Source organism: Streptomyces sp. NPDC104313 (assembly GCF_055583985.1).
Map to the genome: position 1 here is coordinate 805,069 of NZ_JBVJMW010000001.1, position 12,542 is coordinate 817,610.

At 70.8% G+C, this 12,542-nt stretch carries 10 protein-coding genes and 1 pseudogene; 8 read left to right on the forward strand and 3 right to left on the reverse strand.

The features are described 5' to 3' along the window. Nucleotides 1–87 precede the first annotated feature (87 nt). From ACZ60Q_RS03590 to ACZ60Q_RS03605, 4 genes and pseudogenes are all read left to right on the forward strand, one after another. The gene (locus ACZ60Q_RS03590) at nucleotides 88–1,575 is read left to right on the forward strand and encodes an amino acid permease (RefSeq protein WP_469627718.1); all 1,488 of its coding nucleotides are present in this window, start codon (nucleotides 88–90) and stop codon (nucleotides 1,573–1,575) included. Between the two features lie 240 nt (nucleotides 1,576–1,815). After that, the gene (locus ACZ60Q_RS03595; RefSeq protein ID WP_469627721.1) at nucleotides 1,816–3,270 is read left to right on the forward strand and encodes an amino acid permease; all 1,455 of its coding nucleotides are present in this window, start codon (nucleotides 1,816–1,818) and stop codon (nucleotides 3,268–3,270) included. A gap of 226 nt (nucleotides 3,271–3,496) precedes the next feature. Next, nucleotides 3,497–4,594: a glycerophosphodiester phosphodiesterase family protein gene (locus ACZ60Q_RS03600; RefSeq protein WP_469627722.1), complete on the forward strand. Its 1,098-nt coding sequence runs from the start codon at nucleotides 3,497–3,499 to the stop codon at nucleotides 4,592–4,594. Nucleotides 4,595–4,731: 137 nt separating this feature from the next. Continuing rightward, nucleotides 4,732–6,005 (forward strand): annotated as a pseudogene (locus ACZ60Q_RS03605) (epoxide hydrolase family protein). 107 nt (nucleotides 6,006–6,112) lie between these two features. On the opposite strand, the gene tkt reads toward ACZ60Q_RS03605, so the two are convergent. Continuing rightward, nucleotides 6,113–8,332: a transketolase gene (gene tkt / locus ACZ60Q_RS03610; protein WP_469627725.1), complete on the reverse strand. Its 2,220-nt coding sequence runs from the start codon at nucleotides 8,330–8,332 to the stop codon at nucleotides 6,113–6,115. Nucleotides 8,333–8,691: 359 nt separating this feature from the next. Here tkt and ACZ60Q_RS03615 point away from each other — a divergent pair, with 359 nt between their 5' ends. From ACZ60Q_RS03615 to ACZ60Q_RS03630, 4 genes are all read left to right on the forward strand, one after another. Beyond that, nucleotides 8,692–9,333, forward strand: a complete 642-nt coding sequence (locus tag ACZ60Q_RS03615; RefSeq protein WP_469627728.1) for a superoxide dismutase — start codon at nucleotides 8,692–8,694, stop codon at nucleotides 9,331–9,333. 167 nt (nucleotides 9,334–9,500) lie between these two features. Then, on the forward strand, nucleotides 9,501–9,836 hold the full coding sequence (locus ACZ60Q_RS03620; RefSeq protein ID WP_469627730.1) for a metalloregulator ArsR/SmtB family transcription factor: 336 nt from the start codon (nucleotides 9,501–9,503) through the stop codon (nucleotides 9,834–9,836). Further along, nucleotides 9,833–10,582: a DUF2071 domain-containing protein gene (locus ACZ60Q_RS03625; protein WP_469627733.1), complete on the forward strand. Its 750-nt coding sequence runs from the start codon at nucleotides 9,833–9,835 to the stop codon at nucleotides 10,580–10,582. Before ACZ60Q_RS03620 ends, ACZ60Q_RS03625 begins: the two co-directional genes overlap by 4 nt. Nucleotides 10,583–10,763: 181 nt before the next feature. Next, nucleotides 10,764–11,423: a CatB-related O-acetyltransferase gene (locus ACZ60Q_RS03630; protein WP_469627736.1), complete on the forward strand. Its 660-nt coding sequence runs from the start codon at nucleotides 10,764–10,766 to the stop codon at nucleotides 11,421–11,423. A 26-nt stretch (nucleotides 11,424–11,449) separates the two neighbouring features. Here ACZ60Q_RS03630 and ACZ60Q_RS03635 read toward each other — a convergent pair whose 3' ends face one another. Next, on the reverse strand, nucleotides 11,450–11,641 hold the full coding sequence (locus tag ACZ60Q_RS03635; RefSeq protein WP_469628010.1) for a DUF397 domain-containing protein: 192 nt from the start codon (nucleotides 11,639–11,641) through the stop codon (nucleotides 11,450–11,452). A 14-nt stretch (nucleotides 11,642–11,655) separates the two neighbouring features. Continuing rightward, the gene (locus ACZ60Q_RS03640; protein ID WP_469627739.1) at nucleotides 11,656–12,537 is read right to left on the reverse strand and encodes a helix-turn-helix domain-containing protein; all 882 of its coding nucleotides are present in this window, start codon (nucleotides 12,535–12,537) and stop codon (nucleotides 11,656–11,658) included. Nucleotides 12,538–12,542: the final 5 nt, after the last annotated feature.

Genomic DNA, 12,542 nt, shown 5'->3' on the forward strand with positions numbered 1-12,542 from the left:
CTGTAGCTTCCCCATAAACGATCAGCTCGCTCTGGTCGGCTCCGAACGACCCGCCACGACCCGCTGATCCGAGAGTGACCCTCCCTCATGCACGAGGCCCCTCCCCCCACCCCGGCTTCCGCTCTCCCGCCCTCCGCCGTTGTGGCCGAACCGCTGTCGCACGGGCTCAAGCAGCGCCATCTGACGATGCTGGGGCTCGGTGGGGTGATCGGGGCGGGGCTGTTCGTGGGCTCCGGCGCGGGGATCGCGGTGGCGGGGCCCGCCATCGTCGTCTCGTATCTGATCGCGGGGACGCTCGCGATGCTGGTGATGCGGATGCTGGGCGAGATGTCCGCCGCGATGCCCGCCTCCGGTTCGTTCTCCGTGCACGCCGGGCGGGCGCTCGGGCGGTGGGCCGGGTTCAGCGTCGGCTGGCTGTACTGGTTCCTGCTGGTGGTGGTCCTCGCGGTGGAGGCGACGGCGGCCGCGCGGATCGCCCATGGCTGGGTGCCGGGCGTCGAACCGTGGGCGTGGGTACTGCTGTTCATGGTGGTCTTCACCGCGGCGAACCTGACGGCGGTGAAGAACTTCGGCGAGTTCGAGTTCTGGTTCGCCTCCTTGAAGGTCGGCGCGATCGTGGTCTTCCTGGTGCTCGGGCTGCTGGCGGTCTTCGGATGGCTCCCGGACACCGACCCGGTGGGGATGGACAACCTGACCGGCCGGGGCGGCTTCCTGCCGAACGGGTGGGGCGGGGTCGTCTCCGGCGTACTGACCGTGGTCTTCGCCTTCGGCGGGCTGGAGGTCGTCACCATCGCCGCCGCCGAGACGGACGATCCGGCGCGCGCGGTGGGGCGTGCGGTGCGCAGCGCGGTGGTGCGCATCCTCTTCTTCTACGTCGGCTCGATGCTGGTGATCGTGACCGTGCTGCCGTGGACCGCGCAGCAGGCGGGCCTGAGCCCGTATGTGAAGGTGCTGGACGTGATCGGGGTGCCGTCGGCCGGTCAGATCATGAACATCGTGGTGTTCGTGGCGCTGCTCTCCGCGCTCAACGCCAATCTGTACGGTTCCTCCCGCATGATCTTCTCGCTGGCGGAGCGCGGGGAGGCCCCGCGCGGGCTGCTGAAGGTCTCGGGCGGGGGCGCCTCGAAGGGCGGGGCTACCTCGAAGGGCGGGGATGCCTCGGAGGGCGGCGGCTCCCGGAAGAAGGCGGGTGGAGTGCCGCGGCGGGCGGTGCTGGCCTCGGTGGCCTTCGGCTTCCTCTCCGTCCTGCTCAACCTGCTGTGGCCGGACACGGTGTTCCTCTACATGCTCAACTCGGTCGGCGCGGTGCTGCTGTTCGTCTGGGCGCTGATCGCCGCCTCCCAACTGCGGCTGCGCGCCCGGCTGGAGCAGGAGGCTCCCGAGGCGCTCACGCTGCGGATGTGGTGCTTCCCGTATCTGACGTGGGTGACGCTGGCCGGGCTGTTCGGGGTGCTGCTGCTGATGCTGACCGACGAGGCGGCGCGCCCGCAGGTGTTGTGGTCGGCCGGGGCGACGGCATTGGTGCTGCTGGTGGCGGTGGGGCGGCAGCGGTGGGAGCGCAGAGGTTCGGCCTGATCTGCCCACCGGGGGTGCGGGCAGGTCAGCGGGCACGGTGCCGATACGGCGCCGACACCGTACGCGGCCTTACCGACCGTATGGTGCCGACACCGTATGTGGCCTTACCGACCGGTAGGCGGGTGTGCACCTTGTGTGAGCCTGGTGACCGTATAGCGGACACCTGTTCCGCGTGAGCGGTAGGGATGTTCAGACTGTGGGTTCGCCCCCCCTGTCTCAGCTATCGAACAGAGCCTGTCCATGCCTCGGACCTCCGCGTCTCCCCCCACCGCTGACTCCGCGGCCCCCGCCGGCCCCTCGGCGGACTCCGCGCTCACCCACGGTCTGAAACAGCGTCACCTCTCGATGATCGCCCTCGGCGGGGTGATCGGCGCCGGACTGTTCGTCGGCTCGGGCGCCGGGATCGCCGCGGCGGGGCCCTCGATCATCGTCGCGTACACCATCTCCGGGCTGCTCGTCATGATGGTGATGCGCATGCTCGGCGAGATGTCGGCCGCCAACCCGGCGTCCGGTTCCTTCTCCGTGCACGCCGAGCGGGCGATCGGCCCCTGGGCCGGGTTCACCGCGGGCTGGTCCTTCTGGTTCCTGCTCTGCGTCGCCGTGGGCCTGGAGGGCATCGGCGCCGCGCAGATCGTCAGCGGCTGGCTGCCGGGGACGCCGGAGTGGGCCTGGGTCGCCCTGTTCATGGTGATCTTCCTCGGGACGAACCTGGCCGCCGTGAAGAACTTCGGCGAGTTCGAGTTCTGGTTCGCCGCGCTCAAGGTCATCGCGATCGCACTGTTCCTGGTACTCGGCCTGCTGGCGATCCTCGGCGTGCTGCCCGACACGGACGCGCCCGGCCTCTCCAACCTCACGGGGGACGGCGGGTTCCTCCCCAAGGGCATGGACGGGTTCATCATCGGGCTCCTCGCCTCCGTCTTCGCGTACGGCGGTCTGGAGACCGTCACCATCGCGGCGGCCGAGTCCGAGAACCCGGTGCAGGGCGTCGCGAAGGCGGTCCGTACGGCGATGTGGCGCATCGCGGTGTTCTACATCGGCTCGATGGCGGTCATCGTCACGCTGGTCCCCTGGGACGACCCGAAGGTCGCCGAGGTCGGCCCGTTCTACGCGATGCTCGACCACCTCGGCATCGGGTCCGCCGCGCAGATCATGAACGTGGTCATCCTCATCGCCCTGCTCTCCGCGATGAACGCCAACATCTACGGCGCGTCCCGCATGGCCCGGTCCCTGGTCGCCCGGGGGCAGGGCCCGGCCGTGCTCGGGAGGGTCTCCTCCGGGGTGCCGCGCAACGCCGTGCTGTTCTCCTCGGTCTTCGGGTTCGCGTGCGTGCTGCTCAGCTACTGGCGGCCGGACGACGTCTTCCCGTGGCTGCTGAACATGATCGGCGCCGTGATCCTGGTGGTGTGGATCTTCATCGCGGCCTCCCAGCTGATCCTGCGCGGCCGCACCGAGCGGGAGGCGCCCGAGAAGCTGGTCGTGCGGATGTGGTTCTTCCCCGTCGGCACGATCGTCGCCCTGGCCGCCATGGTGGGCATCTTCCTGCTGATGCTGCGCCAGCCGGACACCCGGGACCAGCTGCTGGCCACGGGAGCGCTGACCGTGGTGCTGATCGGCATCGGCCTCGTACGTCAGCGGCGGCGGGGCGGCGAGAGCGGCGGCGACGGCCCGGCCGAGGTTCCGGCGCAGTCGAAGTAGCTCCCGCACGCCTCGCGGCAGTGGTTTCCGCACGGCCGCTACGAACGCCGGGCCCCTCCTCGTACGATCGGGGCGGAGCCCGGCGTTTCGGCGTCCGGCGTTCCGGCGGGGGGTTCCGGCGCTGCGCGCACCCGTGACCAACAGGACATCGCAGGGCCGGGCACCGTACGCCGGGCCGTCATCCGCCCTCGCTTCCGTGATGGCTCCACCCACCCGAGGAGCCGTCATGTCCGTTGCCCCCAGGCGCCGTTCGATCCTCCTGGCCACCGCCGCCGCCACCGCGGCGGCCACCACCCCCACCGTCGCAGCCCCCACCGTCGCAGCCCCCGCCGTCGCAGCCCCCGCCGGCCGGGGCCCCCGCCGCCCGTCGGGCCCGCTGGTCATCGGGCATCGCGGCGCGGCGGGCTGGCGGCCCGAGCACACCGCCGACGCGTACACCTATGCCGTACGGGCCGGGGCCGACTGGATCGAGCCGGACCTCGTGCCGACGAAGGACCATGTCCTGGTCGTGCGGCACGAGAACGAGATCGGCGGGACGACGGACGTCGCCGACCGCCCCGAGTTCGCGGACCGCCGCACCACGAGGACCGTCGACGGCAGAGCGGTGACCGGCTGGTTCACCGAGGACTTCCACCTGCGCGAGCTGAGGACGCTGCGCACGATGGAACGGCTTCCGCTGGTCCGCGACCGCAACACGGTCTTCGACGGGCGGGGCTCGGTGATGACCTTCCAGGAGGTGATCGACCTGGCCCGGCGGCTGTCCCGGGAGTCGGGCCGGCGGATCGCGGTGTTCCCCGAGACGAAGCACCCGACGTACTTCCGCTCGATCGGGCTGCCGCTGGAGGAGGAGCTGATCCGGGTGATCCGCCGGAACCGGCTGACCGCCCGGGACTGCGTCGTCCAGTCCTTCGAGCCCGCGAGCCTGCGCCGGGTGGCCGCGGCCCGCCTCGGCCTCCCGCTGTGGCAGGCGCTGGGCACGAGCGGCGGCCCGTACGGTCACGAGGTCTCCTACCGGGACATGATGACCCCGGCCGGGCTCCGCGCGATCGCCTCGTACGCGGACTGGATCGGCCCGGACAAGTCCTCGCTCGTCCCGCCGGGCACCCTGCTGGCCGATGCCCACGCGGCGGGCCTGAAGGTCGGCGCGTACACCTTCCGCGCGGAGAACCAGTACCTCCCGGCCGCGTACCGCCGGGGCAGTGCGCCCACCGCCTTCGGCGACGCGTTCGCCGAGTACGCCTTCCACTACGGGCAGGGCGTGGACGCGGTGGTGACGGACTTTCCGGACCTCGCGGCGCAGGCCAGGGACGATCTGCGGCGGTAACTCCGGGAGGGCGGGCGCCGAGCGGCTGCCGGGCGGCTGCCCGGGTCGACGGGAGGGGCCGCCGGACGGCGCGGGCCGGGGCGGATGTGGAAGCGTTACGGCGACACCGCTTCCTCCGCCCCGGAAGGAACCACGCCATGACCGCCCCGCACACCTTCCCCCTGGAGCCCACCCCGATCCGGGTGGCCGACCAGGCACTCGACGACCTGCGCGCCCGTCTCGCACTGACCCGGCCGCCGCTGGACGAGGGCAACGAGGACTGGTCCTACGGTGTCCCGGACAGTTGTCTGCGTGAACTGGTCGCCCACTGGCGGGACGGCTACGACTGGCGCGCGGCCGAGGCCGCCATCAACGCCCACGAGCAGTACCGGGTGAGCGTCGCCGGCGTCCCCGTGCACTTCATGCGCGAGCCCGGACGCGGCCCCCGCCCGATCCCGCTGATCCTCACCCACGGCTGGCCGTGGACGTTCTGGCACTGGTCGAAGGTGCTCGGCCCTTCCCCAAGCTCTCGGCTTCGCTCGAGCAGGGGAGACCCCATTCCGACCCGGCGGCGTACGGGGGTGATCCGGCCGACGCGTTCGACGTCATCGTGCCGTCCCTGCCCGGTTTCGGTTTCCCCGGACCGCTCACCGGCTTCCCGGACGTCAACTTCTGGAAGGTGTCCGACCTCTGGCACACCCTGATGACCGAGACCCTGGGATACGAGAAGTACGCCGCCGGGGGCTGCGACATCGGCGGGATCGTCTCCAGCCAGCTCGGCCACAAGTACGCCGACGAGCTGTACGGCATCCACATCGGCTCCGGGCTGCCGCTCGACTTCTTCAACGGCCCCCGCGCCTGGGACTTCGCCCGGAACCGGCCCCTCACCGACGACCTGCCCGCCGACGTCCGCGCCCGCGTCGTCGAGCAGGACCGCCGCTGGGCGCCGCACCTCGCCGTGCACATGCTCGACGGCGCCACCCTGGCGCACGGACTCAGCGACTCCCCCGCCGGGCTGCTGGCCTGGTTGCTGGAGCGCTGGAACGCCTGGAGCGACAACGGCGGCGACCTCTCATCCGTCTTCAGCAAGGACGACCTGCTCACCCACGCCACGATCTACTGGGCGAACAACTCCATCGCCACGTCGATGCGTTACTACGCCAACGCCAACCGCTACCCCTGGACTCCGGCCCACGACCGCACCCCGGCCGTGCGGGCCCCCGTCGGACTCACCCTCGTCACGTACGAGAACCCGCCCGGCGTCCACACCGCCGACGAGCGCGTCCGGGCGTTCGAGACGGGCCCGCAGGCGGACTGGTTCAACCATGTCAACGTCAACGCCCATGACCACGGCGGCCACTTCATCCCCTGGGAGAACCCCGACGCGTGGGTGAACGACCTGCGCCGCACCTTCCGCGGTCGCAGGCCGTAGCGCGCACCCGGGCCGGGCCCCCGGCCCGGGTGCGCCGGCCGGGCCGGAAACCAGCTGTGGGTGGCGGTGGGGGCGTGAGGCCGGTGGCAATGGTGGCGTGAGGTCGCCTAACCGGCGTCCCCGGTGCCGCCCTCGGCCGGGGCCGCGCCGGGGCGCTCCCCGCCGGGCCGGACGGGTCCGGCCGCCGCGCGGATGCTCTCCCGTGCGGCGTCGGCGACCGCGCGGGGCGTGATGCCGAACTCCTCGTACAGGCGCTCGTAGTCGGCGGACGCGCCGAAGTGCTCCAGGCTCACCATGCGGCCCGCGTCCCCCACCACGTCCCGCCAGCCCTGGGCGACGGCCGCCTCGACGCTCACCCGGGCCCGGACGCCGGGCGGGAGGACCGCGTCCTGATAGGCGTACGGCTGCTCGGCGAACCACTCGCGGCACGGCAGCGACACCACACGCGCCTCGTGCCCCTCGGCGGCCAGCAACTCCCGCGCCTCCAGCGCGATGTGGACCTCCGACCCGGTCGCGACGAGGATGACTTCGGGCGTCCCGCCCCGGCTGTCGGCGAGGACGTAGCCGCCCCGGGCGGCCCCCTCGGCAGAGGCGTACGCGCCGTCCCCCCGCTCCAGGACGGGCAGCGGCTGCCGGGTCAGGGCGAGGCCGGCGGGCCGGTCGTGGCGCTCCAGGACGGTGCGCCAGCACACAGCCGTCTCGTTCGCGTCGGCGGGCCGTACGACGTCGAGGCCGGGGATCGCGCGGAGGGCGGCGAGTTGCTCGACGGGCTGGTGGGTGGGGCCGTCCTCACCGAGGCCGATGGAGTCATGGGTCCAGACGTAGGTGACCGGGAGCTTCATCAGGGCGGCGAGCCGGACGGCCGGGCGCATGTAGTCGCTGAAGATCAGGAACGTGCCGCCGTAGGGGCGGGTGAGGCTCTGGAGCGCGATGCCGTTGAGGATCGCGCCCATGGCGTGCTCGCGGATGCCGAAGTGGAGCGTGCGGCCGTAGGGGTCGCCGGGGAACTCGCCGGTCTGCTTGCCCGTCGGCACGAAGGACGGCTCGCCCTCCATGGTGGTGTTGTTGCTCCCCGCGAGGTCGGCCGAGCCGCCCCACAGTTCGGGCAGCACGGGCGCCAGCGCGGTGAGCACGTCGCCGGACGCCTTGCGGGTGGCGATGCCCTTGGGGTCGGCGTCGAAGACGGGGAGGCTGTCGGCCCAGCCCTCGGGGAGCCTCCGTTCCCGCAGCCGGTCGAGGAGTCCGGCGCGCTCGGGATGGGCGGAGCGCCACTCCTGATAGCGGGGCTCCCAGGCACGATGGGCCTTCGCACCTCGCTCGACGACCGCGCGGGCGTGGTGCAGCACGTCGTCCTCGACGGCGAAGTCGGCTTCCGGGTCGAAGCCGAGCAGCTTCTTGGTGGCGGCGACCTCCTCGGCGCCGAGCGCGGAGCCGTGGGCCTTGCCGGTGTTCTGCTTGGTGGGCGCGGGCCAGCCGATGATCGTGCGCAGCAGGATCAGGGAGGGCCGGCCGCTCTCGCTCTTCGCGGCCGTGACGGCGGCGAGCAGGGCGTCGACGTCTTCGACGTAGTCGCCGGTCCGGGTGAAGTCGACCGTCTGGACGTGCCAGCCGTACGCCGCGTAGCGGGCGGTGACGTCCTCGCTGAAGGAGATGTCGGTGTCGTCCTCGATGGAGATGTGGTTGGAGTCGTAGAAGACGACCAGATTCCCGAGCTCCTGGTGTCCCGCCAGCGAACTGGCCTCGGACGTCACGCCCTCCATCAGGTCGCCGTCGGAGGCTACGACGTACACGTGGTGGTCGAAGGGGCTCGCGCCGGCCGGCGCGTCGGGGTCGAGGAGGCCGCGCTCGCGGCGGGCCGCCATGGCCATGCCGACGGCGGATGCCAGTCCCTGTCCGAGCGGCCCGGTGGTCATCTCGACGCCCCGGGTGTGCTGGTACTCCGGATGGCCGGGGGTGGCGGACCCCCACGTGCGCAGCGCCTCCAGATCCGCCAGCTCCATGCCGTAGCCGCTCAGGTACAGCTGGATGTAGAGGGTCAGGCTGGAGTGGCCGCAGGACAGCACGAAGCGGTCCCGGCCGAGCCACCGGTCGTCGGCCGGGTCGTGCCGCATCACCTGCTGGAACAGCAGGTACGCCAGCGGCGCCAGGCTCATCGCGGTGCCCGGGTGGCCGTGGCCCGCCTTCTGCACCGCATCGGCCGCCAGCACCCGGACGGTGTCGACGGCGCGGACATCGAGCGGCCCCCAGCCCACCGCGTCCGCGAGGGGCGGGGCCAGTCGCGGATCGCGACCGTCGTTCGGGCTGTTCGGCGTTTCGGGGGGTGCCATCGAGTCCTCCTGATCAGCGGGGCGGGCGACGAGCGGCGCGACCGTGGTCCCGGCCCCGGGACGCCCGGCCGTGTGGCCGGGCCCCCCGGAACGACGGGACCAAACGCGCGACGGCGTACGCAGCACGAAATAAGGAGCAAATCACCTTTGCCAGACAAAAAGGAGGAAGCGCGGGAGAGAGGAAGCACGGGAGACACAGAGAGGGCAGGAGGCCGAGAGGGCGGGAGGCAAGAAGGCAGCGCCGCAGGTCCTAGGCCGAAGGGCTGATCACTTCGGAACACTCCTGCTGTTAGCCTGCTCTTGCATATAGCTTGCAATAACAACTGGACGGCATTCCCAGCAGTCGGAGGGCTCGCATCATGGCCACGTACACGCTCCCGGAACTCCCGTACGACTACGCGGCGCTCGAACCGGTCATCAACCCGCAGATCATCGAGCTGCACCACGACAAGCACCACGCCGCGTACGTCAAGGGCGCGAACGACACCCTGGAGCAGTTGGAAGAGGCACGCGCCAAGGAGACCTGGGGTGCGATCAACGGCCTTCAGAAGAACCTCGCGTTCCATCTCTCCGGCCACATCCTGCACTCGATCTACTGGCACAACATGACCGGCGACGGCGGCGGCGAGCCCCTCGCGGCGGACGGCGTGGGCGACCTCGCGGACGCGATCACCGAGTCCTTCGGCTCCTACGCGGGCTTCAAGTCCCAGCTGACGAAGGCCGCGGCCACCACCCAGGGTTCCGGCTGGGGCGTGCTCGCGTACGAGCCCGTGAGCGGCAAGCTGATCGTCGAGCAGGTCTACGACCACCAGGGCAACGTCGGCCAGGGCTCGGTCCCGGTCCTCGTGTTCGACGCCTGGGAGCACGCCTTCTACCTGCAGTACAAGAACCAGAAGGTGGACTTCATCGAGGCGATGTGGCGGGTCGTCAACTGGCAGGACGTGGCGAAGCGTTACGCCGCCGCCAAGGAGCGCGCGGACGTGCTGCTGCTCGCCCCCTGACCTGACACCGGCGCGCCCCCGCGCCACGGACGTCCTGCCTCGTGATCGTCTTCTCAACCTTCACCATGGCAGGCGGATGAACGGAGAGCCCCCGCGAGGACATGACTCGCGGGGGCTCCCCCATGGCGGCCATTTAGCTGTTTAGCTCATGTGCTAAACATGCACCTATGGAATCGCCCACTGACGAAGAGGCGAGCGCCTTCCGCGCGCTCGCCGATCCCACCCGCCGCCAGATCCTTGAGGACCTGCGGGGCGGCGAGCTGGCCGCCGGGGAGATCGCGAGCCGGTTCTCGATCAGCGCCCCGTCCATCTCGCGCCATCTGGGCGTGCTCAAGGGGGCCGGGCTCGTGACCGAGCGCCGGGACGCCAACCGCATCCTCTACTCCCTCGCCGAGGAACGGCTCGCCATGTGCGTGGGGCGCTTCCTCAGCGCCGTGTGCCCCGAGCAGATCGTGCTCCGCAACACCAAGTGGCGCTCCGCGCCGGAAGGAGACGCCTCATGATCCGGCCCCGACTCTCCAGCGTCATCGAACGCCGCCTCCTGGTGAACTACCGGGTCGACCGTCACGTCGCGGGGGCCCTGCTGCCCGCGCCACTGCGGCCCCAACTGGTGCGCGGCCAGGCGGTGGCCGGGATCTGCTTGTTGCGGATCGGCGGTGTCCGCCCCGCCTGGGCCCCCGCGGCGACCGGGCTGACCAGCGAGAACGCGGCACACCGGATCTCCGTCGAGTGGGACGGGCCGGACGGCGTCGAGCGCGGCGTCTACATCCCGCGCCGCGACACCGCCTCCCGTCTCAACGCCTTCGCGGGCGGGCGGATCTACCCGGGCGAGCACGGCCGCGCGGACTTCACGGTGCGGGAGGACGCCGACGGCGCCCGGGTGGCCTTCGCGACCCGGGACGGCGAGGTGGAGGTGGATGCCATGGTGGAACCGGCCGAGGAACTGCGCGGCAGCGAGCTGTTCACGGACCTGGCGGAGGCGTCGGAGTTCTTCCGCCTCGGCAGCCGGGGCCTCTCCCCCAACGCCGGGGGAACCCATCTGGACGTCCTCGAACTGTCCACGGACGCCTGGAAGGTGACGGCGGGCCGGGCCCGTTCCGTGCACTCCTCGTTCTTCGAGGACCCGGACCGCTTCCCGCCGGGCAGCGCGGTGCTGGACAGTGCGCTGGTGATGCGGGGCGTGGCGGCCCGCTGGTCGCAGGGGGAGCCGTTCCGGCTGGGTCCCGGGGCGGGGGCGGTGGCCGCGTAGGGACGGCTACCGGAAGCGCCCGGCAGACCCTCCCGGTCCACCGCTTCGATCGCTTCCAGCATCGCCGCATCACCTCATCGCCCCATCCCGGCCGGGCGGGAAAATGCCCGCCTCCCGCCGGGCCCGGATGCCACGATGATCCAAGCCCCTCCGCCCGTAACCCTTTCCCGGAAGCGATCCCATGACCTCTGCCCCCGCGCCCGTCCCGGCGGACCCCACCGTCCTGCACCCGATGCCCGGCCAGCCGCGCGTGGTGCAGCTGAAGCCCCTGATCACCTCGGAGCTGGTGGAGGTCGGCGACTACTCGTACTACGACGACCCCGAGCACGCCACGGAGTTCGAGACCCGGAACGTGCTGTACCACTACGGCCCGGAGCGCCTGGTGATCGGCAAGTTCTGCGCGCTGGGCACGGGGGTGCGGTTCATCATGAACGGCTCCAACCACCGTATGGACGGCCCGTCCACGTTCCCGTTCCCGACTCTGGGCGGGTCCTGGGCGGACCACTTCGACCTGCTGACGGGCCTGCCCAACCGGGGTGACACCGTGATCGGCAACGACGTCTGGATCGGCTACGAGGCCGTGATCATGCCGGGTGTCCGCATCGGACACGGCGCGATCATCAGCTCGCGGTCCGTGGTCGTCTCGGACGTCCCGGACTACGGCATCGTCGGCGGCAACCCGGCCCGCCTGATCCGCACCCGGTACGAGGAGGCGGACGTCGCGCGCCTGCTGGCGGTGGCCTGGTGGGATTGGCCGGCGGACCACCTGACGCGCCACATCCGTACGGTGATGTCGGGCACGGTGGCGGAGCTGGAGGCGGCAGCGCCGGGGGTGCGCTGACGGGTCGGCCCGCCCACGCAGACCCGTCAGCCGCCGAAGGCCCCCGTCTTCACACCGTCGATGAACGCGGCCCAGTGGCCGGGGCCGTAGAACTGGAGCCCGGCAGCCGGGTCCTTGCTGTCACGGACAGCCCGGCCACCGTCGGCGGTGTGGGCCACCTCGACGCACTCAGTCCCCTGTCCCCCAGAGGAGTACGACGACCTCTCAAAGGGAGACATGATGTCCTGACTGCTCACGATTCCTCGTTTCCGGCGGCGACGCTGTTCGCGATCTTCTCGATGAAGGCCATGCTCTCGGTCCGCGTGAGGGCGGCCGACCTGAGTGTGTCAAACGCATGTACGTAGCTGGCCATGACGTCCCGCTCTTCGAGGATGATGCAGTTGGCGACCGCATCGAGAATGATCGCTTCGGGCGACGTCTCCTGGGCGTACGAGAGACCGACGAATGCGGGCGACACTCGCGCGGCGGCCCACTCGGTGTGCGGCAGCACCTGAATCGTCATGTTGGGCTGCTTGGCCATCTTGTTGAGGTGGGCGAGCTGCGCCCGATGAACAGTTGGCGAAGGCATCGGACCGGTGATCGCCGGCTCCCAGATGACCGCAGCGAACCGCGCACCCGTCTCCTCGAAGACTCGGCGCCTCTCCTGCCTGACCTTGACGACCAGGTCGGCCGCCTCGTCGGTGATCACATCGGGGCTGGCGTCGGTCAACGCTCTTGTGTATTCGGGAGTTTGCAGCAGACCAGGAATGAAGATCGGTTGCCAGGTACGGATGTACGTGGCGTCCGACTCCAGAGAGAGAAAGTCACCCAGAATCTCCCGCACAGGCTGATCAGCCGCGAAATCCATCCACCAGCCACGCTTGTTGCTGTCCCTTGCCAGCTTCTCCAGCAACTGACGTTCGGCAGCGTCCTTCACCTCGTACAGATCGAGCAGTACGCGCACATCACCGACGCGCGCACTCACCGATCCGGACTCGATGCGGCTGATCTTTGCGGTGGAACACGCCACCGCCTCGGCTGCGTGTTCCTGGTCCAGGCACGCGTTCAACCGAAGCCTCTTGAGCGCAGCCCCCAACCTGCGACTACGGACCGTGGGCTTCCCACCTGCGGGCATAGACC